At 64.2% G+C, this 21,293-nt stretch carries 24 protein-coding genes; 18 read left to right on the top strand and 6 right to left on the bottom strand.

The annotated features are described in order from the left end of the window. Positions 1-24 precede the first annotated feature (24 nt). A complete protein-coding gene (locus tag LB572_RS03500; RefSeq protein WP_224666733.1) occupies positions 25-819 on the top strand; it encodes a thymidylate synthase in 795 nt (264 codons plus the stop codon). 166 nt (positions 820-985) lie between these two features. On the opposite strand, the gene LB572_RS03495 is transcribed toward LB572_RS03500, so the two are convergent. After that, complete coding sequence (locus LB572_RS03495; protein ID WP_224666732.1) at positions 986-1,195, bottom strand: TOBE domain-containing protein; 210 nt, start codon at positions 1,193-1,195, stop codon at positions 986-988. A 167-nt stretch (positions 1,196-1,362) separates the two neighbouring features. Here LB572_RS03495 and modA point away from each other — a divergent pair, with 167 nt between their 5' ends. The 4 genes from modA to LB572_RS03475 all read left to right on the top strand — a co-directional run bounded on the left by modA (position 1,363) and on the right by LB572_RS03475 (position 4,420). Continuing rightward, the gene (gene modA / locus LB572_RS03490) at positions 1,363-2,157 is read left to right on the top strand and encodes a molybdate ABC transporter substrate-binding protein (protein ID WP_224666731.1); all 795 of its coding nucleotides are present in this window, start codon (positions 1,363-1,365) and stop codon (positions 2,155-2,157) included. A gap of 22 nt (positions 2,158-2,179) precedes the next feature. Then, entirely contained in the window at positions 2,180-2,884 is a 705-nt protein-coding gene (gene modB, locus LB572_RS03485) for a molybdate ABC transporter permease subunit (protein ID WP_224666730.1), read from the top strand. Continuing rightward, on the top strand, positions 2,881-3,993 hold the full coding sequence (gene modC / locus LB572_RS03480) for a molybdenum ABC transporter ATP-binding protein (protein ID WP_224666729.1): 1,113 nt from the start codon (positions 2,881-2,883) through the stop codon (positions 3,991-3,993). The genes modB and modC overlap by 4 nt, the downstream gene beginning before the upstream one ends. 85 nt (positions 3,994-4,078) lie before the next feature. Further along, the gene (locus LB572_RS03475; RefSeq protein ID WP_027168775.1) at positions 4,079-4,420 is read left to right on the top strand and encodes a winged helix-turn-helix domain-containing protein; all 342 of its coding nucleotides are present in this window, start codon (positions 4,079-4,081) and stop codon (positions 4,418-4,420) included. Between the two features lie 118 nt (positions 4,421-4,538). On the opposite strand, the gene cobF is transcribed toward LB572_RS03475, so the two are convergent. Further along, positions 4,539-5,303 carry a precorrin-6A synthase (deacetylating) gene (cobF, locus tag LB572_RS03470; protein WP_224666728.1) on the bottom strand — a complete coding sequence of 255 codons (765 nt, stop codon included), beginning with the start codon at positions 5,301-5,303 and terminating at the stop codon, positions 4,539-4,541. Positions 5,304-5,444: 141 nt separating this feature from the next. On the opposite strand from cobF, the gene LB572_RS03465 reads away from it, so the two are divergent. The 6 genes from LB572_RS03465 (at position 5,445) to LB572_RS03440 (ending at position 11,192) form a co-directional block, all read left to right on the top strand. Beyond that, the gene (locus tag LB572_RS03465) at positions 5,445-6,458 is read left to right on the top strand and encodes a DUF4424 domain-containing protein (protein WP_140807357.1); all 1,014 of its coding nucleotides are present in this window, start codon (positions 5,445-5,447) and stop codon (positions 6,456-6,458) included. Further along, positions 6,458-6,976, top strand: coding sequence for a dihydrofolate reductase (locus LB572_RS03460; RefSeq protein WP_224666727.1), 519 nt, complete (start codon positions 6,458-6,460; stop codon positions 6,974-6,976). The genes LB572_RS03465 and LB572_RS03460 overlap by 1 nt, the downstream gene beginning before the upstream one ends. Before the next feature lie 247 nt (positions 6,977-7,223). Next, positions 7,224-8,333, top strand: a complete 1,110-nt coding sequence (gene hflK / locus LB572_RS03455) for an FtsH protease activity modulator HflK (RefSeq protein ID WP_224666726.1) — start codon at positions 7,224-7,226, stop codon at positions 8,331-8,333. Further along, entirely contained in the window at positions 8,333-9,274 is a 942-nt protein-coding gene (hflC, locus tag LB572_RS03450; RefSeq protein WP_140807354.1) for a protease modulator HflC, read from the top strand. Before hflK ends, hflC begins: the two co-directional genes overlap by 1 nt. A 6-nt stretch (positions 9,275-9,280) precedes the next feature. Continuing rightward, the gene (locus LB572_RS03445; RefSeq protein ID WP_140807353.1) at positions 9,281-9,466 is read left to right on the top strand and encodes a DUF2065 domain-containing protein; all 186 of its coding nucleotides are present in this window, start codon (positions 9,281-9,283) and stop codon (positions 9,464-9,466) included. 208 nt (positions 9,467-9,674) lie between these two features. Beyond that, positions 9,675-11,192 (top strand): DegQ family serine endoprotease, encoded by a 1,518-nt coding sequence (locus tag LB572_RS03440; protein WP_224666725.1) that lies wholly within the window; start codon positions 9,675-9,677, stop codon positions 11,190-11,192. 45 nt (positions 11,193-11,237) lie between these two features. On the opposite strand, the gene LB572_RS03435 is transcribed toward LB572_RS03440, so the two are convergent. After that, positions 11,238-11,810: a GNAT family N-acetyltransferase gene (locus tag LB572_RS03435; protein ID WP_224666724.1), complete on the bottom strand. Its 573-nt coding sequence runs from the start codon at positions 11,808-11,810 to the stop codon at positions 11,238-11,240. Between the two features lie 143 nt (positions 11,811-11,953). Beyond that, positions 11,954-12,841 (bottom strand): phosphoserine phosphatase SerB, encoded by an 888-nt coding sequence (gene serB / locus LB572_RS03430; protein ID WP_140807350.1) that lies wholly within the window; start codon positions 12,839-12,841, stop codon positions 11,954-11,956. On the opposite strand from serB, the gene miaA reads away from it, so the two are divergent. Further along, entirely contained in the window at positions 12,831-13,778 is a 948-nt protein-coding gene (gene miaA / locus LB572_RS03425) for a tRNA (adenosine(37)-N6)-dimethylallyltransferase MiaA (RefSeq protein WP_224666854.1), read from the top strand. The genes serB and miaA overlap by 11 nt on opposite strands. Before the next feature lie 121 nt (positions 13,779-13,899). Next, positions 13,900-14,691, top strand: a complete 792-nt coding sequence (locus tag LB572_RS03420) for a GGDEF domain-containing protein (RefSeq protein ID WP_140807349.1) — start codon at positions 13,900-13,902, stop codon at positions 14,689-14,691. A gap of 266 nt (positions 14,692-14,957) precedes the next feature. On the opposite strand, the gene LB572_RS03415 is transcribed toward LB572_RS03420, so the two are convergent. Next, on the bottom strand, positions 14,958-16,793 hold the full coding sequence (locus LB572_RS03415) for an ATP-binding protein (RefSeq protein WP_224666723.1): 1,836 nt from the start codon (positions 16,791-16,793) through the stop codon (positions 14,958-14,960). Between the two features lie 151 nt (positions 16,794-16,944). Between LB572_RS03415 and LB572_RS03410 the strand changes: the two genes are divergently transcribed. Genes LB572_RS03410 through LB572_RS03400 form a run of 3 tightly spaced genes read left to right on the top strand, consistent with a single transcriptional unit; the run spans position 16,945 to position 18,395 of the window. After that, a complete protein-coding gene (locus LB572_RS03410) occupies positions 16,945-17,511 on the top strand; it encodes a helix-turn-helix domain-containing protein (protein ID WP_224666722.1) in 567 nt (188 codons plus the stop codon). Between the two features lie 5 nt (positions 17,512-17,516). Next, positions 17,517-17,825, top strand: a complete 309-nt coding sequence (locus LB572_RS03405; RefSeq protein WP_224666721.1) for a hypothetical protein — start codon at positions 17,517-17,519, stop codon at positions 17,823-17,825. Between the two features lie 30 nt (positions 17,826-17,855). Next, a complete protein-coding gene (locus LB572_RS03400; RefSeq protein WP_224666720.1) occupies positions 17,856-18,395 on the top strand; it encodes a GNAT family N-acetyltransferase in 540 nt (179 codons plus the stop codon). Here the strand turns inward: LB572_RS03400 and LB572_RS03395 are convergent. Then, positions 18,387-19,271, bottom strand: a complete 885-nt coding sequence (locus LB572_RS03395) for a LysR family transcriptional regulator (RefSeq protein WP_224666719.1) — start codon at positions 19,269-19,271, stop codon at positions 18,387-18,389. The genes LB572_RS03400 and LB572_RS03395 overlap by 9 nt on opposite strands. 111 nt (positions 19,272-19,382) lie before the next feature. Here LB572_RS03395 and LB572_RS03390 point away from each other — a divergent pair, with 111 nt between their 5' ends. Together LB572_RS03390 and LB572_RS03385 are read left to right on the top strand one after the other, a co-directional pair. Further along, a complete protein-coding gene (locus LB572_RS03390) occupies positions 19,383-20,534 on the top strand; it encodes a gamma-butyrobetaine dioxygenase (RefSeq protein WP_224666718.1) in 1,152 nt (383 codons plus the stop codon). After that, on the top strand, positions 20,531-21,121 hold the full coding sequence (locus LB572_RS03385; RefSeq protein ID WP_140807343.1) for an HD domain-containing protein: 591 nt from the start codon (positions 20,531-20,533) through the stop codon (positions 21,119-21,121). The genes LB572_RS03390 and LB572_RS03385 overlap by 4 nt, the downstream gene beginning before the upstream one ends. Positions 21,122-21,293 lie beyond the last annotated feature (172 nt).

Here is a 21,293-nt window from a genome sequence, read left to right as displayed (position 1 = left end):
TAAGCCCGAATCGAGGCGGAGCCGATGCGCCAATATCTTGACCTGTTGAAGCACGTGCTGGAGAACGGCGCCGACCGCGGCGACCGCACCGGTACCGGCACGCGTGGGGTGTTCGGCTACCAGATGCGCTTCGACCTTTCGCGCGGCTTCCCGGTCACGACCACCAAGAAGCTGCATCTGAAGTCGATCATCCACGAGCTTCTGTGGTTCCTGGCAGGCGACACCAACATCAAATATCTCAACGATCATGGCGTCACCATCTGGGACGAATGGGCGGACGAGAACGGCGATCTCGGACCGGTCTATGGCAAGCAGTGGCGCTCATGGCCGGACGGGCATGGCGGCGAGATCGACCAGATCGCGAATCTTTTGAAAGAGATACGCAAGAATCCTAATTCACGCCGGCTGATCGTCTCGGCCTGGAATCCGGCCGAAGTCGAGGCGATGGCGTTGCCGCCCTGCCACTGCCTGTTCCAGTTCTATGTCTCGGAAGGCCGGCTCTCCTGCCAGCTTTACCAGCGCTCGGCCGATATCTTCCTCGGCGTGCCGTTCAACATCGCTTCCTATGCCTTGCTCACCATGATGGTGGCGCAGGCGACCGGGCTGAAGCCCGGCGACTTCGTCCACACGCTCGGCGACGCGCATCTTTATTCGAACCATTTCGAGCAGGCGCGCGAGCAGATGCGGCGTACGCCCAAGGCCTTGCCGACGATGTGGATCAATCCGGAGGTGAAGGACCTCTTCGCCTTCCGCTTCGAGGATTTCCGGCTCGAGAATTATTTCGCGGATGCGAGCATCAAGGCGCCTATCGCCGTATGAGGTATGTTGATATTCAGGTGAGCCCGGCCTGCAAACGGCGGCTTCCTGCGCTTCCGGTGCTCACGTACTTCAAGTACGCTCCGCTCCGGTTCTCGGAAGTCACCGTTTTCGACTCGGTCTGACCTGAATCTCAACACACCTCTGGCGCCGCATTAGACTTGCGGCATCAGTCGATGCCGACCATGACGTCCGAGGCCTTGATCACCGCATAGGCCTGCTTGCCCTTATCGAGCGCAAGGTCGGCGACGGCTTCGTTGGTGATCGAGGAGGTGACGATGACGCCGCCGCCGATATCGATCCTGACATGCGAGGTGGTGGCTCCCTTGACGATCTCGGTGACCTTACCCTTGAGGATGTTGCGGGCGCTGATCTTCATGCGTCTTTCCTTTTGAGCTTCGCCGTTTCGTTTCCATTCATCGTAGGCTGAGACCACGACCGCGCACAATGCCGCGACAGGTGAAAAGCCTTTCCTTGTTATGTTCATACGGATATATCGGTCCGAGGCTTTGGGCCGTACGGATTTTGAAACCAGGGAGAGACTCCATGACGGGCAAGGGTTTTGGGTTGAAGGCGATCGCTATTGGAGGTCTCACGGCAATGCTGATGGCGGCGGTTCCGGCTGCCCATGCCGACGACAAGGTGGTCGTGTTTGCCGCGGCGAGCCTCAAGGACGCGCTCGACGCCGTCAACAAGGCCTGCGAGCCGGAAGTCGGCGAGGCCGCCACCATTTCCTACGCGGCGAGCTCGGCGCTCGCCAAGCAGATCGAAGGCGGCGCGCCGGCCGATATCTTCGTCTCGGCCGATCTCGACTGGATGAAATACCTCTCCGACAAGAAGCTGACCAAGCCGGATACCGAAGTGAAGCTGCTCGGCAACCAGATCGTGCTGGTGGCGCCGAAGGATTCCACGGTCGAGACCAAGGTCGAGAAGGGCTTCGACCTCGTCAAGCTGATCGGTGACGGCAAGCTTGCCATGGGCGATTTCAAGGCCGTGCCCGCGGGCAAATACGGCAAGGCGGCGCTGGAATCGCTCGGCGTATGGTCGTCGGTCGAGGGCAAGGTCGCGCAGGCCGAGAATGTGCGCGCGGCGCTGAAGCTGGTGTCGACGGGCGAGGCGGCGCTGGGCATCGTTTACGCCACCGACGCGCATGCCGAGAAGGGCGTCAAGGTCGTCGGCACCTTCCCGGAAGATTCGCATCCGCCGATCATCTACCCGATTGCCCAGACCGCGGATTCGAAGGACAAGGATACGGTCGCTTTCCTGAAATGCGTCGAGTCGGCCAAGGCCGCCGCGCTCTTCAAGGAGCAGGGTTTCACGGTGCTCGCGCCGAGCAACTGAGAAAGACCGCGCAAACGCTACCATGAATTGGCTGCTGGACCTCACTCCCGACGAATGGAATGCGGTCCGGCTGTCGATCAAGGTGGCGACGGTGGCGATGATCGCCAGCCTGCCGCCGGGCATCCTGATAGCGCTCTTGCTCGCGCGGGGGCGTTTCTGGGGCAAGAACCTGCTCAACGGGCTGGTGCATCTGCCGCTGATCTTGCCGCCGGTGGTGACCGGCTATCTCCTCTTGCTGACCTTCGGCCGGCGTGGGCCGGCCGGCGCCTTTCTTGCCGAGCATTTCGGCATCGTCTTTTCGTTCCGGTGGACGGGCGCGGCATTGGCCTGCGGGGTCATGGGCTTTCCGTTAATGGTGCGGGCGATCCGGCTGTCGATCGAGGCTGTCGACCGCAGAATCGAGGCAGCGGCCGGCACGCTCGGCGCCAATCCGCTCTGGGTGTTCGCCACCATCACCCTACCGCTGATCCTGCCCGGCCTCATCGCCGGTGCGATCCTGTCCTTCGCCAAGGCGATGGGCGAGTTCGGCGCCACAATCACCTTCGTCTCCAACATCCCCAACGAAACGCAGACGCTGCCTTCCGCGATCTACACCTTCACCCAGGTTCCCGGCGGCGATGAAGGCGCGCTCAGGCTGACGCTGATCTCGATCGCCATCTCGATGGTCGCGCTCATCGCGTCGGAAGTGCTGGCGCGGCGCGTCGGCCGGCGGATGGACATCGAATGACGCTCTCCGTCGACATCAGCCATCGGCTCGGCGATTTCGCCCTGGAAGCGCGTTTCGAGAGCGCCGGCCGGCTGACGGCGCTGTTCGGGCCGTCCGGCTCGGGCAAGTCGACGCTGATCAACCTGATCGCTGGCCTGATCCATCCGGACAAGGGCGGCATCGCCGTCGACGGGCGCGTTTTGGCTGACACCGCTGCGGGCGTCTTCGTGCCTCTGCACAAACGGCGGATCGGCATGGTGTTCCAGGATGCGCGGCTGTTCCCGCATATGAGCGTCGCCGGCAATCTGCGCTACGGCCGCTGGTTCACGCCGGCTTCCGAACGCTACGCCAAAATGGATGCGGTGGTCGATCTGCTCGGCATCGGGCATCTGCTCGACCGGCGGCCGGCGAAACTTTCGGGCGGTGAAAAACAGCGTGTCGCGATCGGCCGTGCCCTGCTCGCCAGCCCGAAACTGCTTTTGATGGACGAGCCGCTCGCCTCCCTCGACGAGGCGCGCAAGGCCGAGATCCTGCCCTATATCGAGCGGCTGCGCGACGAGACGAAGATCCCGATCGTCTATGTCAGCCATTCCGTCGCCGAGGTGGCGCGGCTGGCGAGCGACGTCGTGGTGCTGTCTCAGGGCAAGGTCGCGGCCTCAGGCCCGACCGAGGCGATCATGCAGCGGCTCGACCTGTTGCCGGCGGAAGAGCGCGGCGAGGGCGGAGCGGTGCTCGATACCAAAATTCTGCGCCACGACGAGGCATTCGGCATGACCGTGCTCGGCTCGGAGGCCGGTGAGATACGTGTGCCGCGGCTGGCCCGGCCGGTCGGAGCCACGGTGCGGCTGCGCATCCGCGCCCGCGACGTCATGATCGCCACCGAGCAGCCGGCGGGCCTCAGCGCGCTTAACATTTTGGCGGGGACGATCACGGCTGTCAGGCCGGGCATAGGGCCGACGGTGGAAATCGCCATCGACTGCAATGGCGCGGTCGTGCTGGCGCGTATCACCGAACAGTCCAAACACACCCTTCGTCTGGCGCTTGGCCGCCAGGTGTTCGCGGTGATCAAGACAGTGAGCTTCGACAGCGCGACGACCGGGGCAGGGCTGTCGATTGAGGCCGATGGTTGACGAAAGAGCAATATCGCTATGTTGATTTGGAATAGCGATCTGGCGCCAGAGAGGGTAATCTGTGCATGATCGCGGAGGACAAGGCATGCCATCGTTGAGCCTGCGGATAAATCTCGACCCCGACGGCCGGATCGGCCCCGGCAAGATCGAGTTGCTGGAACAGATCGCCGCCTTCGGCTCGATCTCGGCCGCGGCGCGCGGCATGGAGATGTCCTACAAGCATGCCTGGGACCTGGTCGAGGACATGAACCGGGTATTCGGCAAGCCGCTGGTCGCGGCGCAGACAGGCGGCCGCAAAGGCGGCGGCGCGCAACTGACATCGGTGGGTCTGGCGGTCGTCAGCCGGTTTCGGGCGATAGAGCGAGCCGCTTCATCGGCCGCCGCCGTGCATATGCAGGCCTTGCAGTCGGAAATCGATGCGGGATGAGCAGTAGGCAGTAGGCAGTAGGCAGTAGGCAGTAGGCAGTAGGCAGTAGGCAGTGATGTCCGAGCGTTGCTCGACGCGCACGAAATTCCACGACTCTCTATTGCCTAATCCCTACTGCCTAATCCTCTGGCTTCCTCAGCAGATACGTATCCATGATCCAGCCCTTCTTTCGCCGGGCTTCTTCACGCACCGTCTGGATCTCGGCGCCGACATCGCCCAGCCGGCCGGCGATAATGATCTCGTCCGGCGTGCCGAGATAGGCGCCCCACTGGATGAGGACGTTCTGGTCGGCCAGCGTGTTGAAGGCGCATTTGCCGTCGAGCATGACTATGGTCGAGCCGGCATTGGCTGGCAGTCCTTCTTCGGTCAACCGCCGCCCGGTGGTGACCAGGATCGAATCGCCGATGCGGTTGAGTGCTGTCGCGTGGGCGGCGGCCAGCGCCTGGATCGCGGTGATGCCGGGGATGACTTCGAGCTCGAAGCCGACATTGCCCCTGAGGCGCACGCGCTCGAGGATGCGCAGCGCGCTGTCATAGAGCGACGGATCGCCCCAGATCAGGAACGCGCCGCAGCTATCTTCGGCAAGCTCCTCGCGGATCAAGGTCTCGTAGATTTCGGCGATCGCCTCGTGCCAGTCGTCGACGGTCGTCCGGTAAGACGATGTCGGCTCGGCCCGAACCGGCACATCGAACTCGACCGGGCGCGATTTCGGATTGGTGACGAAGCGGTCGCAGATCTGCCGGCGCAAATCGGCGAGATCGTTCTTCGTCGCTCCCTTGTCGGGAATGAACAGCACGTCGGCTCGGTTCAGGCCGTCGATGGCCTGGACCGTCATGTGGTCGGGATTGCCGGCGCCGATGCCGATGACGAGAAGCTTGCGCATGGCGATCTCCTGCCCGATCGGCGGCGCGGTGTCCAGAAGTACCGGTACAGGGTGACGAAGGGCTTTGAAACGCCGTCTGGAAACGGCTAGATGGAAGCGCGCATCCGGCTGGTCCCGGCATCGTTGCAGAGAGGAGGGTCCATGTTACGCACCGTAGTGGCCGCAGCGCTGGCAATCATGGCCGCTCCGGCCCTCGCCAATGATTCCGTCGCCGAGCTCGGCACCGGCGGGCTGATCCTGTCGCGCAGCGATGCGGTCGCCATGCAGAGCGAGGATCTTTTCATCTCGCCGGAGAAGGTGACGGTCGATTATGTCTTCCGCAACAACACCGACAAGGATGTCAGCTCCATCGTCGCGTTCCCGATGCCCGACATCGAGGGCGATCCCAACGAGATGCCGGCGATCCCGGAAGCGCAGAGCGACAATTTCCTCGGCTTCGAGGTGACGATCGACGGCGTCGACGCGAAGCCCCAGCTCGAGCAAAGGGCGTTTGCGCTGGGCATCGACATCACCACGGACCTCAAGGCGCAGAACGTGCCGCTCTATCCGTTCGGCGATGCCGCCAAGGCGGCGCTGGCGAAGCTGCCAAAGGATGTCGCCAAGGATTGGGAAGACCGCGGCATCATCATCGAGGATACCGCCGATGACGGCTCGGGCATGCAAACCGCCTATGCGCCGTTCTGGCAATTGCGCTCGACCTATTGGTGGCGCTCGACCTTCCCTGCCAACAAGGAGGTCCATGTTTCGCACCGCTATAAGCCGAGCGTCGGCGGCACCTCCTCGGTCAGTTTCTTCTCCGACGGCCAGTTCCAGGGCCAGTATGCGGCCTACAAGACCCGCTATTGCATGGACGGCGCGTTCGAGAACGCGGTCCGCAAGGCCGCGAAGGAAAACCCCGACGGCTATCCGAAATATTACGAGAGCCGGATCGCCTACATCCTGACCACGGGGGGTAATTGGGCCTCCGGCACTATCGGCAACTTCAAGCTGACGATCGACAAGGGCAGCCCCAAGAACCTCGTCTCCTTCTGCGGCGACAATGTCAAAAAGGTCGGGCCGACGACGTTCGAGATCACCGCCAAGGATTTCTATCCCGAGCACGACATCGACATCCTGCTGCTGGAGCCGTCGGACAATGGCGGGAACGGCGGCTGATGGACATCGCGATCTATGTCGCCATCGCCGAAAACGGCGTGATCGGCCGGGAGGGCGGCCTGCCGTGGCGGCTTTCCACCGATCTCAAGCGCTTCAAGGCCGACACGATGGGCAAGCCGATCATCATGGGCCGCAAGACCTATGAAGGCATCGGCCGGCCGCTGCCCGGCCGTCTCAACATCGTGGTGACGCGCGACGAGACCTGGCGCGCCGAGGGTATAGAAGTGGCCCACTCGCTGGATGACGCGATCGCGCTGGCCAAGGTGCGCGGCCGCTGCATGGCGGGAGCGGAGGAGATCTGCGTGGTCGGTGGCGGCGAGATCTACGCGCAGGCTTTGCCGCTTGCCGACCGGCTGCACGTGACGCATGTGCTGGCCAGCGTCGGTGGCGACGCGCATTTCCCGCCGATCGATCCAGATGTCTGGCAAGTTGTCCGCGCCGAGGATTTTCCTGCCGGCGAGAAGGACAGCCACGCCACGCGCTATACAGTGTACGAACGCCGTCGCGACGCTCATTGACGACGACAAAGGGTCGCTACCTCTCCAAATCGCATCGTGGCGACGGCACATCGCGTTGAAAGCGGATCGACGCGTCCCTATAGAAGAACGATGTTACAGCAGCGCGCGTCCAACCGGACGCGCAAGAGGTCGCTGTAAAACTTTGATTTTGGCGCATGTTTCCTTTCCGAAAACCGATATGGGTTTTTGGGGTCATGCGCTAGGATTGCGCCGTAAGGCCTGAGGGAACCGAAGCGAAAGGACATTCATGCCCTGGAACGACAAGAGCGGTGGCGGCGGCCCTTGGGGCGGCGGCGGCAATCAGGGGCCCTGGGGGCAGGGACCGAAAGGGCCAAGCGGTCCGCAAGGTTCGCCTCCCGATCTCGAGGACATCATCCGCCGCGGCCAGGACAGGCTGCGGCGCGCGCTTCCGGGAGGTGGCGGCGCCAGCCCGGCCGTGCTCGGACTGATCGCGCTGGCGCTCATCGCGCTGTGGGCCTTCAAGGCGATCTATACCGTGCAGCCTGACGAAGTCGCGGTCGAACTGCGCTTCGGCAAGCCGAAGGCCGAGCTTTCGCAGCCGGGCCTGCATTTCCACTGGTGGCCGATCGAAACGGTCGAGACCGCCAAGATCTCCGAGCAGCTCGTCAGCGTCGGTGGCGGCGCGAGCAGCGGCTCCGGGCTGATGCTCTCCGGCGACCAGAACATCGTCAACGTGCAGTTCTCCGTCGCCTACCAGGTCTCCGATCCCAAGGCCTATCTGTTCGACGTTTCCGATCCCGACGGCATGCTGGCCCAGGTCGCCGAAAGCGCCATGCGCGAAGTCGTCGGCCGGCGCCCGGCCCAGGACATCTTCCGCGACGATCGCCAGGGTATCGCAACGGCGGTGCGCGAGATCATCCAGGGCACGCTCGACGGTTACAAGACCGGCCTCCAGGTCAACGCGATCTCGATCGAGGACGCAGCGCCGCCGCGCGAAGTGGCCGATGCCTTCGACGAGGTGCAGCGCGCCGAGCAGGACGAGGACAAGTTCGTCGAGCAGGCCAACCAGTACTCCAACCAGAAGCTCGGCCAGGCACGCGGTCAGGCGGCGCAGGTCCGCGAGGACGCCGCCGCCTACAAGAACCGTGTCGTGCAGGAGGCGGAGGGCGAGGCGCAGCGCTTCATCTCCGTCTACAACGAATACGCCAAGGCGCCCGACGTCACGCGCAAGCGCCTCTATCTCGAAACCATGGAGAAGATCCTGAAGGACTCGAACAAGGTCGTCGTCGAGCAGGGCAATGGTCAGGGCGTGCTGCCCTACCTGCCGCTGCCGGCATTGCAGCCGAAGGCGCCACCGGCGCCGGCGCTGGGCGTGACGACGGGAGGTAACCAGTGATGGCCAACCGTCTTCCCATCATCGCCGTCATCGCGGCCGTCCTTCTGTTCCTGCTCTACTCCTCGATCTTCGTGGTCAATGCCGGTCAGCAGGCGATCGTGCTCAGGTTCGGCGAGATCATCGACGTCAAGAGCGAGCCCGGGGTCTACTTCAAGGCGCCGTTCGCCTTCTTCGATGCGGATAGCGTGCAAATGGTCGAAAAGCGCGTAATGCGCTTCGACCTCGACAACATCCGCGTGCAGGTGTCGGGCGGCAAGTTCTACGAGGTCGACGCCTTCATCGCCTACCGCATTTCGGACCCGCGCACCTTCCGCGCGGCGGTGTCCGGACAGGTGGAACTGGCCGAAGCCCGGCTGAGGACGCGTCTCGACGCGGCGCTGCGCCGTGTCTACGGCCTGCGCGACTTCGAGGCTGCGCTCTCCGAGGAGCGCGGCGTCATGATGCGCGAGGTGCGCGACCAGCTTCGCCCCGATGCGACCTCGCTCGGCCTCGACATCGAGGATGTGCGCATCCGCCGGACCGATCTGACGGCGGAGGTCTCGCAGCAGACTTACGACCGCATGAAGGCCGAGCGCCTGGCGGAAGCCGAGCGGCTGAGAGCCCGCGGCAACGAGGCTGCGCAGCGCATCAGGGCGCGAGCCGACCGCGAGGTCGTCGAGATCGTCGCCGAGGCGCAGAAGGAATCGGAAATCCTGCGCGGCGAGGGCGATGCGCAGCGCAGCGCCACCTTCGCGGACGCCTATAAGCGCGATCCGGCCTTCTTCGATTTCTATCGCTCGATGAATGCCTATGGCACGGCGCTGGACAACACCGGAACGACGATGGTGCTCTCGCCCGAGTCCGAGTTCTTCCGCTACTTCCGCGATCCGGACAGCAAGCCCGGGCCGGCACCTGCCGCGCCTGCGACGGCTCCGGCGCCTGCGACCGGCACCGCCCAGTAGCGGGCGGTGCAGGACTTTCTGGCGGCGATCGGCCTGGTCCTGGTGATCGAAGGGCTGGTTTATGGAGGGTTTCCGGCTTTGGCCCGGAAACTCGCCACCGAGGTGCTGTCGGTGCCGGAAAATGTGCTGCGGATCGGCGGGCTGGTGGCGATCGCCATCGGTGTCGGCATCATCTGGCTGGTCCGCGGCTAATTGTTTGTCTTACGCAATTCCGGACGGAAAACCGCTTGGCACTTTTCCTGGAATTGCTCGAATGAAAATTCCTTGGTGCCGAAGCGATTGACGATTTATCTTCTGCCGATAGCTATGGCCGCAAACGTGCCTTATTTCTTGCCAACATGAACCGGACAGGCGCCTTTGCGGATGCGCTTTTCCTTTTCAGAAACACCGGGAGGCCATGATGATATCCGACACCCTGTTGCGCGCGGCACGGCGCATGGTCTTTGCCGGCGCCACGGCATTCGCGGTTGGCATTGTTGCCGTTCCGTCTTTCGTCACGCCGACGATCGCCTCCGATGGACCGCCTTCGGTGGCCGATCTCGCCGAGCGGCTGCTCGGCGCAGTGGTCAACATCTCGACCTCGCAGACGGTGAAAGGCACGGAAGGACCGGGCGCGGTGCCAATGCCGCAACTGCCCGAGGGATCGCCGTTCCAGGATTTCTTCGACGATTTCTTCAAGAACCGTGGCGGTGACAAGGGGGGAGCCGCGCAGAAAGTGCAGTCGCTCGGCTCCGGCTTCGTCATCGACGCCGAGCAGGGCATCGTGGTGACCAACAACCACGTCATCGCCGATGCCGACGATATCGAGGTCAACTTCTCCGACGGCATCACGCTGAAGGCGACGCTGGTCGGCACCGACACCAAGACCGATGTCGCGGTGCTGAAGGTCGATCCGAAAGGCCACAAGCTGACCGCGGTGAAATTCGGCGATTCCACCAAGATGCGCGTCGGCGACTGGGTGATGGCGATCGGCAATCCGTTCGGCCTGGGCGGCACGGTCACGGTCGGCATCGTCTCGGCGCGCAACCGCGACATCAATTCAGGACCCTATGACGACTTCATCCAGACCGACGCCGCCATCAACCGCGGCAATTCCGGCGGTCCGCTGTTCAACGCCGAAGGCGAGGTCATCGGCATCAACACGGCGATCATCTCGCCGTCGGGTGGCTCGATCGGCATCGGCTTCTCGATTCCTTCGCAGCTTGCCGCGGGCGTCGTCGACCAGCTTCGCCAGTATGGCGAGACGCGGCGCGGCTGGCTTGGCGTGCGTATCCAGCCGGTGACGGACGACATAGCCGAAAGCCTCGGCATGGCGACCGCCAAGGGCGCGCTGGTGGCCGGCGTCATCAAGGGCGGGCCGGTCGACAACGGCTCGGTCCAGGCCGGCGACGTCATCATCAAGTTCGACGGCAAGGATATCCATGAAATGCGCGACCTGCCGCGCGTCGTCGCCGAAAGCCCGGTCGGCAAGGCGGTCGACGTGGTCATCGTGCGCAAGGGCGTCGAGCAGACCGTCAAGGTGACGCTCGGCCGGCTCGAGGACGGCGAGAAGCTGGCCAGCGGCGAGAACGGCAACACCGACCAGGACAAGGGCGACAAGGCGGCCCCTCCGGTATCGACGGCCTCGGTGCTCGGCATGACGGTCGGCGAACTCAACGACCAGACGCGGCAGAAGTTCGGCATCGCGGCCGACGTGTCGGGCGTGGTCATCACCGATGTCGCCAAGGATTCGGCGGCGGCCGAGCGCGGCATCCAGCCCGGCGAGGTGATCACCGAGATCGCGCAGGAATCGGTCGGCACGCCGAAGGATGTGATGGACCGGATCGGCGCGCTGAAGGAACAGGGCCGCAAGAACGCGCTGTTGATGCTGGCCTCGAAGACCGGTGAGCTGCGCTTCGTCACGATCCGGATGGATTGAGTCCGCAAACGCGCCCAACCAACTCGGCTTCAATGAAAAGGGCGGCTAGCGGACCGCCCTTTTTCGTGCCTGCCAGTCCTCGCGCGACAGCCTGTACATTGCATGCCGCTTGAGGTGCGGGTGGCTGCCGGGGACAGCAGGATGATCGAAATCGGCGTCCGCATCGGCTCGCATGCCGAGCCGCTTCATGACGGCGATCGAGCGATGATTGCCGGCGACCGCGAAGGATACGATTTCGTCGACGCCAAGCGTTTCGAAGCCGAAGGCAAGCCAGGCTTCCGACGCCTCGGTGACATAGCCCTTGCCCCAGAATTCCGGCGCCAGCCGCCAGCCGATCTCGATCGTGCCGGGCGCCAGCACATCGATGTCTTCCGTCCCGGACAATCCGACGAAGCCGATGCATTCGCCAGTTGCGGCAAGCTCGGCCGCGGCGAAGCCGTAGCCATCCTCATCGATCCAGGCGCGCACCTCGTCCATCTTGGCGTCGGCCGCGGCACGGTCGCGGCGAAACGGGAAGAATTCCATCACGCGCTCGTCGGAGTTGATGCGATGGAAAAGCGCGCGGTCGCGCTCTTCCCAGTTGCGCAGGATCAGGCGCTCGGTGCGGATCGGCGTCATGGGAGACCTCTTGATAATTCTACTCCGGCGGACATCTGACGCGGCTTTCTGCGCTTCCGGTGCTCACGGACTCAAATGTCCGCTCCGCTCCGGTTCTCGACAGCCACGCCACATGTCTCGCCGGAGCGAATTCTGAAGAGGTCTCATTCGGCGAACTCGTCCCGGCGGTAGCCCTGGAGATAGAGCAGCGCGGTCAGGTCGCCATGATCGATGCGGATCCGCGCCTGTTCCGCCACCGCCGGCTTGGCGTGAAGCGCGACGCCGGTGCCGGCAAGACGGATCATGTCGAGATCGTTGGCGCCGTCGCCGACCGCGATGGCATCCTCGGTCGTCAGCCCGAGCCTCCCCGCGATGTCGAGCAGCGCTTCGGCCTTGGCGGCGCGGCCGAGGATCGGCTCGGCCACCATGCCGGTGAATTCGCCGCCGTCCTCGATCAGCCGGTTGGCCCGGTTTTCCTGGAACCCGAGCATATCGGCGATGCGGCTGGTGAAGACGTCGAAGCCGCCGGAGACCAGCGCCGTCCAGGCACCGTTGGCGCGCATCGTTTGCACCAAGGCGCGGCCGCCCGCGGCGAGCGTCAGCCGGTTGGCGATGATGCGGTCGACAACGGCGGTGTCGAGGCCTTTGAGCAAGGCGACGCGTTCGCGCAAAGCGGGTTCGAAGGCGATCTCGCCATTCATCGAGCGCGCGGTGATCGCCGCCACATGGTCCTTGACGCCGATCTCGTCGGCAAGCTCGTCGATGCATTCCTGGTCGATCATCGTCGAATCCATGTCCGCAAGCAGGATCTTCTTGCGCCTGGCTTCAGCGAGCTGGACGATCACGTCGACCGGCTCGGACGCCAATGCGGCGCGCAGATTGGCGGTCATTTCGCCGATATCGGGCGTCTGCGGCAAAACGAGATCGCAGGCGATGTCCTCGGCCAGCCAATGAACGGCGCTTGCGCCGGCGGCCCGCAAGGCCATATTCGCAAGCGAGGCCGGCACGGCGCGGGCTTCTGGACGGGACACTAAAGTGGCGATCAGCGGCATCGAGAATTCCGGCAAGCAGGCGGGCGAAGGCCGCGTCAAGAACGCAATCCTGATAGCCGGGCCGACCGCCAGCGGCAAGTCGGCGCTGGCGCTCGATCTCGCCGGGCGCGATGGCGGCGTCATCGTCAACACCGATTCCATGCAGGGCTATTCGGTGCTCGATGTCCTGACGGCGCGACCGAGCGCCGCCGAAATGGCACGCGTTCCGCACTTCCTCTACGGCCATGTGCATCCCTCCACGGCCTATTCCACCGGTGCTTGGCTGCGCGATGTCACGAGGCTCATAGAAGACGGCGTCCTGTCGGGCCGTCCGGTCGTTTTCGTCGGCGGCACCGGGCTCTACTTCCGCGCCCTGGCCGAAGGCATCTCGGATATGCCGGACATTCCACCGACCGTCCGTGAGCGCTGGCGCTACGAGCTCAAGGAACAAGGGGCCGAAAGACTGCATCGCCTGCTGATGCACGAGGACTCGGCTATGGCCATGCAGCTCAGGCCGACCGACGGCCAGCGCATCGTGCGGGCACTCGAGGTGCTCGATGCTTCGGGGCGCTCGATCCTGGAATGGCAGGCGGAGCGCGGCCGACCGCTGATCGATCGCGACAGCGCGCGCTTCCTGGTCATCGAGCCGGACCGGGAGCAACTGGTGCGGCGCATAGAGGCGCGTTTCGACCAGATGCTCGACAAGGGCGCGCTCGACGAAGTGCGTCAGCTCACCGCGCTCGGCCTCGACCCGGATCTGCCGGCGATGAAAGCGATCGGCGTGCGCGAGCTCCAGGCGGCAATGGCCGGACAGTCGGATTTTCCCGAAGCCATCGAACGCGCCAAGATCGCGACGCGGCAGTATGCCAAGCGCCAGTCGACCTGGTTCAGGCACCAGCTGGGAGCGGAATGGCGCAGGCTGCGGCGGGCGACGAATCGGCTGTCCAGGACTGACTAAAAGCTTTTTCAATCAGCACCTTAAAATCCCCGGCTCTAATTCTCGCCAAGGTTGTCCGGGTTAACGGTCCGTAAGGTCAGCCATGCCATAACCTCAGGGGCTACAGTGCCGCGGGGAGTAGATGCGTTTCCATAAGGCGGAATCCGCATTTTTCGTGTTTATTTTTGTGATCCTGGCCGCGGGCCTGGTGACCTTCCATGCCTATGGCCAATTGCAGGACATCGCCGCCGACCTCGATACGGCTTCGCGCGTCGACAAAATCATCTATCTCAACAAATTGCTGTTCGTCACCGGCGCGCTGCTGGCGACCGCGCTGTTCTTCGGCACCTTCTTCATCTACCCGCTGATCCGCGGCCAGGTGCGGGAAGAGGGCAAGCTCAGGGCCATGACGGTTTCGCTCAGCGCCCGTTCGCAGACGCTCGAGCAGGCGGCGCTCACCGACAGTCTCACCGGAATGCAGAACCGCCGCTATTTCGACGATGCGCTGCGCGAATATCTGCACGAGTTTCGCCGCATCGACAGGCCGGTCGGGCTGATGATCCTCGATCTCGATCATTTCAAACAGGTCAACGACACGCATGGGCACGATGTCGGCGACGAGGTGCTGAGGGCCGTCGCTACTTGCCTGAGAGGCATGACGCGCTATCACGATGTGGTGGCGCGGCTGGGCGGCGAGGAGTTTGCCGTCGTCACCCCCAACATGGATGTCGAACTGCTCGCCAGGTTCGCCGAGCGCATCCGCAAGGCGATCGCCAACATGTCGATCATGTCGGGCAATGTGCGGCTGAAGGTCACCACCAGCGTAGGCCTTGCCGTCTGGGATCATAAGGAGAGCGCGGAGGATTTCTACCGCCGCGCCGATCGCCAGCTCTATGAGGCGAAGAAGCAGGGCCGCAATCGCGTCTGCGCCTGAAATCCCACCACTAAATTCGTCAGGCTGGCCGTCTGAAGCCGCCTTCTGCGCTTCTACAGCGCCGCGCGCCCGTTCGGACGCGCAAAGGCCGCTGTAGCACTTTTGACTTTGCGCGTGAGCCTTTCCGAAAATCGCTCTCGATTTTCGGGGTCATGCGCGTGCTCACGGACTTTATGTCCGCTTCGCTTCGGTTCTCGAAGGCGACTTCACCCGACTGAGCCTGACGAATTTCCTGGCGGGATTTACCTGCTTGCGAGGATGGCCGATCAATCGTTGAGCTGGCGCATGCCGAAGGTCGAGGGCTTCAGGCCGTAGCGCGTGTCGAAGTCGTCGTCGGGCTGGACGCGGGCGGCGGCGGTGGCCGGCTTCTTATAGTCCGGGTCGCCGGCCTGGCGCGAAGAGTCCACGGCCTCGGCGTACGCCATGGATTGCTGCGGCTTCGGAACGTTGCGCAGCCGCTCGACGATCATGGCCAGGTCGACGTCGCTGCCGTCCACGGAGGGTTCGATCTGCTCGCCCTTGGCGGTTCCGGGGATGAATTGCTGTGGCAGCTTCTCGAACTTCAGCCGCATGGTTGTCGCGACGCCTTCGCCGAAAGCGATGGCCTCGCGCTGGCCCATGGAGGACAGGAAGGCCAGGGTCGAGGCAGAGGAGTCGGCGATGGCCGAGCGGATAATCGCTTGGTCCTGCTCGTTGGCAAGCCGCATGGCGAAGAAGGTCGAGCATTGCGACAGGATGGTCGGGTCAAGCTCGCCTGGGCGCTGGGTGACGACGCCGAGATAGCAGCCATATTTGCGGCCCTCCTTGGCGATGCGCGACAAAGCATGGCGGGTCGGCGCGAAGCCGAGACGCGGATCTGCCGGCATGTAGCGGTGGGCTTCTTCGCAAAGCAGGAGCAGCCTCAGCCGGCCCTCGCTCCACAGGGCCAGGTCGAAGGCCAGGCGCGCCAGCACCGAGCAGACCGAGTTGACGACTTCCGAAGGCATGCCCGCCATCTCGAAGCAAGTGACCGGGCGGCCATGGCTGGGGACGCGGAAGATATTGCCGATCGTTTCGTGGATCGTGTCCTCGATCAGGCGTGAATTGAACATGAAGCGATAACGCGGATCGGCGGCGGCCGATTCGATGCGCATCTTCAGCGATTTCAGGGTCGGGCGGTCGTTCTTGCTTTCAAGCAGGCCCATGCGCTCGTCGATCTGCTTGATGAGATCGGCGATGCGGTAAGGCACCGGCGTGTCCGCCGTCAGCGCATCGCTGCCGCGCCGGACATAGGTGCCGGAATTCGGGTTGCGGTAGAGGTTCTTGGCGGCCGGGATCAGGTCGCGCAGGACATCCACTTCCTCGGGCACCGTCTCGCGGCCGCGAAACAGCACTTCGGCGAACTCCTCCAGCCTGAACATCCAGAACGGCAGGTCGAGCGTCTTGGAATCGACCTTGACGCAATATTCCGGCAGCGAGGCGGCGAACTCGTTGTGCGGGTCGAGGATGAGCACACGCAAGTCCGGACGCGCCTCGATCGTCTTGCGCAAGAGCAGCGAGACCGCCGTCGACTTGCCGACGCCGGTGGTGCCGACGATGGCGAAATGGCGCGCCAGCGTGTCGTCGATGGCGATGTTGGCATCGATCGATTCATCCTGCGATAGCGTACCGATGGTCACCGAATGGCGCCCGGCCAGGTCGTAGACCGCCTGCAGGTCGCGGCTGCGGATGCTGTGGGCAATGGCGCCGATATGCGGATAGGTGGTGATGCCGCGGTCGAACACCGGCTTGGAGCCGGGCTCGGCGCCGTCGCGCACTTCGCCGACCAGTTCGACGCTGACCTCGATCAGGTTCTGCCCTTCGTGGTTCCAGGCGAGGTCCGACTTGCCGATGGCATAGACAAGGCCGACCGTTCTTGTCGAGCCGAGATTGATGGAGATCATCTTGCCGACTGTCCAAAGGCCGGTGACGGCGCCTTCGGCGTCTTCCGCATAGGCGCAAATGGTGGCGCGCGCGCCGTCGCATTGCACGACATTGCCCAGAATGCGCTTGTCGTTCTGCTGGATGTTGCGGCGTTCCTGCGAGGTCGGTTCCCCAACGGAGGCTTCGCGTTCAACAAACATAATGCCCTGGTCCCATTCCCCTGGAGCGTCGACCCTATCCAATCGGGGTTAAAGTCAGGTGAGGTCGGATGGTGTAGGCAGCGTTAAGCCAGCCGCGGCAATTCGATCGAAACCCTCTTCTCAGCGTGCAGGATTCCGATATATTGGACGAATGAACGATATATCGAATGACCTCAACGCCACGATCGGCAGGCGGATACACTCCGAGAGGACGGTGAGGGCCTGGTCGCTTGCCGAATTGGCCGAACGTTCGGACGTCTCGAAGGCGATGCTGAGCGCGATCGAACGCGGCACGACCAGCCCGACCGCGGCGCTCTTGGTGCGCATCGCGGCGGCCTTCGGCATGACGCTGTCGACGCTGATCGCACGAGCCGAGATGCAAGGCGGCGGCGTTTCGCGCAAGGACGAGCAGCCGGTCTGGCGGGATCCGGCAACCGGCTACATCCGGCGGCATCTGTCGCCGTCATCGCGGATGCCGCTGGAGCTGATCAGGGTCAGCCTGCCGCCGGGCGCCAAGGTCAGCCTCCCGGCCGCATCCTACGCCTTCATCAAGCAGCAGATATGGCTGATCGACGGGAGGCTGGATTTCACCGAGGGCGATGTGGTGCACCGGCTCGAGCCCGGCGACTGCCTGGCGCTGGGCGCACCCTCGGATTGCGTCTTTCGTGCTCCCGGGCCGGACGCGGCGGAGTATCTCGTGGCGCTGGTCAGGGACTGATTGCGATGCCGCGCCGGCCAAAACGCTCGCATAATGGCGGGCCGCCGCTCGACGACTATGACGGCCCGCCCTGGGGCAAGGGCGACGCCTACATTTTCCTCGCCTGGCGCGCCGCCCATGACAAGGCCTGGAAGGCGCCAAGCCAGGCCATCATGCTGATGCGGGTGGAGAGGGCCGAGCGGCTCGGGCTGACCTATGAGGAATACACGCTCGAGATCCTGGAGCGCGGGCGCCATCTCAGCGAGGACGATGCCGACCGTATCGCCGAAATCAGGCGGGCGCGACGACGCAAGCGGACCAGCCATTTCGAATGATCTCGTCCCCGATACCCCTGGAGCACCAGCATGAACTCCCTTGAAATCCGGACGTTGACCGACGACGCGGCAACCGCGGCCATGCTCTCCGATCTCTTGATCGAGACAGTTGCGGCCGGCGGATCGGTGAGCTTCATGCATCCATTGTCACCTGGAGCAGCGCGGGATTTCTGGTGCAAGTCGCTTGCCGCGGCCGCGCGCGGCGAAAGGGCGGTGCTGGGCGCATGGCGGGGCGGGGCGCTTGCCGGCACCGTCACGCTGCTGCTCGACTTCCCGGCCAATCAGCCGCACCGCGCCGAGATCGCCAAGCTGATGACCGGCCGCGACCATCGCGGCAAAGGCGTCGCGACCCGCCTGATGCGCGCCGCCGAGGAACTCGCCGTCGAGAAGGGCCGCACGCTGCTCGTGCTGGACACGGCGAGCGAGGAGGGCGCGGCCGGCCTCTATGAGAAACTCGGTTTCACCTTGACCGGCGAGATCCCCGATTTCGCGCTCAAGCCGCATGGCGGGCTGACCGGCACCCTTATCTACTGGAAACGGATCGGAGCGGCAGCCGGCGCGCTATGCTGAAACCTTGGCGATGCGCGACAGGAGCCAGCGGCGAAAATCCTGCTCGGCGCCGGACAGTCGCGACGATGACGGCCTCGTCAGGAAATGGCCCGACGGGCTCGACAGCTCGAAATCCGAAAGCCTGACCAGAGCCTTGTCCCTGAGCGCGGCGTCGACCAGAGGCCGGGAGCCCAGCAGCGCCCCGGCGCCGGTCTTCGCCGCTTCCAAGGCGGCGACGAAACTGTCGAAGCGATGCGAGCGCCGGGAATGGCCGGCAAGCCTTGCTGCGGCAAACCATTCCGCCCACATCTCGCGCGCGCCGGCCACCAGGAGAAGCGGCAACGACGTCCAATCGCCACCGAGGGCGAGTGTTGGCGCCGCGACCGGGACAAGCCGCTCGACCGTCAGCCGGTCGGCTTCGCGCCCGGGAAAGGACCCGTTGCCGAAGCGTATGTCGAGCGCCGAGCCCGGCTGGTCGTAGTCGGTCGGCCGATGGATGGTCACCAGATCAAGCCTCACCCGCGGCAGCGCCTTTGCCAGGTCCGGAAGAGCCGGGACCAGCACCAGCAGCGCGAAGGAGATGGGGACGCGGACGCTGACGGTCTGCACTGCGCGCGGCTCGAACAGCTCGTTCGTGCTGTTGCCAATGGTCGCGAATGCCGACTGGATGTGCGGGAGATAGGCCGCGCCTTCCGGCGACAGCGCCACGCCGCGCGCCAGGCGCGCGAACAACCGCGTCTTGAGCCGTTCTTCCAGAGAGCGGATGTGCTGGCTGACCGCGGCCTGGGTGAGGCCGAGCTCCGAAGCCGCTGCGGTGAAGTTCGACAGGCGGGCGGCGGCCTCGAAACTGCGCAGCCAGTCGAGCGGGGGCATCGTATCGAAAGCTTTTCCAGCCATCAGAAATTTAGTGTCATTATCCACAAAACGATAATTTGAATTATGCCTTTGATGAAGCCACCATGCAACCCGTGGCCGTGGTGGCGGGCAGAGGATGGGAGCTTCCGGGATATGTTGACGACGGTAACGCCGGGCGAAGGCGGACGAACGATCGAGCTTGGCTGGAAAGACGGAGCGGTGAGCCGCTTCCATGCCATGTGGCTGCGCGACAATGCGCTGGACGACAAGACGCGCAGCGCCGGCAACGGCCAGCGGCTGATCACCATCCTCGACATTCCGGCCGAGACGCGGATCGCCGCGGCCTCGATCAAGGGCGAGGTGCTCGAAGTCACATTCGCTCCCGAAGGCAAGACCGTAGGCTTTCCCGCCGGCTGGCTGCGCAGCCATGCCTATGATCGCCAGGAGGCTCGCGAGCCCGGCTGGACGGCGGGCGACATACGGCGCTGGACGAAAGCCACGATGCAGAATTCCGTGCCGCGCGCGGCCTATGCCGACGCCAGCCGCGACAGCGATGTGCTGCGGCAATGGCTGGCTGCGGTCCGCAGTTACGGCTTCGCCGTCATGGACGGCCTGCCGACCGAATCCGGCGCGCTGTGCAAGGTGGCTGACCTCTTCGGCTATATCCGGGAGACCAATTACGGGCGCTGGTTCGAGGTGCGCGCCGAGGTCAATCCGAGCAATCTCGCCTACACCAATCTCGGCCTGCAGGCGCATACCGACAACCCCTATCGCGATCCGGTGCCGACGCTGCAGATCCTGGCCTGCATCGAGAACACGGTCGAAGGTGGCGAATCCAGCGTCGTCGACGGGTTCGCGGTGGCGGCAGCACTCCAGGCGGAAAACCCGGACGGTTTCCGGCTGCTGTCTTCCTGTCCGGCGCGCTTCGAATATGCCGGCTCGTCGGGTGTGCGGCTGCAGTCGAAGCGGCCGATGATCGAGCTTGGGTCTGATGGCGAGCTCATCTGCATCCGCTTCAACAACCGCTCGCTGGCGCCGGCCGTCGACGTGCCGTTCGCCGAGATGGAGAAATACTACGCAGCCTATCGCCGCTTCGCCGAGCTGATCGAGGATCCTTCGTTCGAAGTGACCTTCAAGCTCGAGGCGGGAGAATCCTTCATCGTCGACAACACCCGCGTCATGCATGCGCGCAAGGCGTTTTCAGGGAGCGGCAAGCGCTGGCTGCAAGGCTGCTACGCCGACAAGGACGGCCTGCTTTCGACGCTTGCGGCGATCGAGCACGGCTTCAAGGAGGCGGCGGAATGAAACCGAAGGAATTGAATGCGGGAAACATCGTCGAGTTCATCGCCGATATCTTCGAGCGCCGCGGGGCGGAATCCTATCTCGGCGAGCCCGTCACCATGTCGGAGCATATGCTGCAGGGCGCATGGCTGGCCGAGCAGGACGGCGCGCCGGAGGAGCTCGTTGCGGCGGCGCTGCTGCACGACATCGGCCACTACACCAGCGAGTTCGGCACCTATTCGCCCGACGATGTCGAGGACAAGCACCATGACGAGGCGGGCGGCGAGGTGCTTGCGCCTTTCTTTCCGCCGGTCATCGTCGAGTGCGTCCGACTGCATGTCTCGGCCAAGCGTTATCTCTGCGCCACCGATCCGACCTATTTCGGCAAGCTGTCGCAGGCTTCGGTGCATACGCTGTCGCTGCAAGGCGGGCCGATGAGCGCGGAGGAAGTGGCGGAGTTCCGCAGCAATCCCTTCCACGACGAAGCGGTGCGCGTGCGCATCTGGGACGAGGGCGGCAAGATCGCCGACATGAAGACGCGAGCCTTTCGCGACTACGTGCCGCTGCTGCAGCGCGTGGTGAAAAAGTTCGCGGCGCAAAAGGCGGCTTAGAGGGCGAAGAAGTCTGGGGAGAAAGCCATGTGTTTCTGCTTCGACGGCGAACACGCATTGGTGGCATATCAGCCGGATGAATGCAGAGAAGCTAAGCCAGACGAGCGCGCCGCCGCATCGCGGCCGCCCGAAGGCAAAGCGTTGTCGACGGTTCGGCAAAGGCGCCGCCAGG

This window comes from Mesorhizobium sp. BH1-1-5, assembly GCF_020165615.1.
Taxonomy (GTDB): Bacteria; Pseudomonadota; Alphaproteobacteria; order Rhizobiales; family Rhizobiaceae; genus Mesorhizobium.
This window is presented reverse-complemented; position numbering and strand designations above follow the sequence as displayed.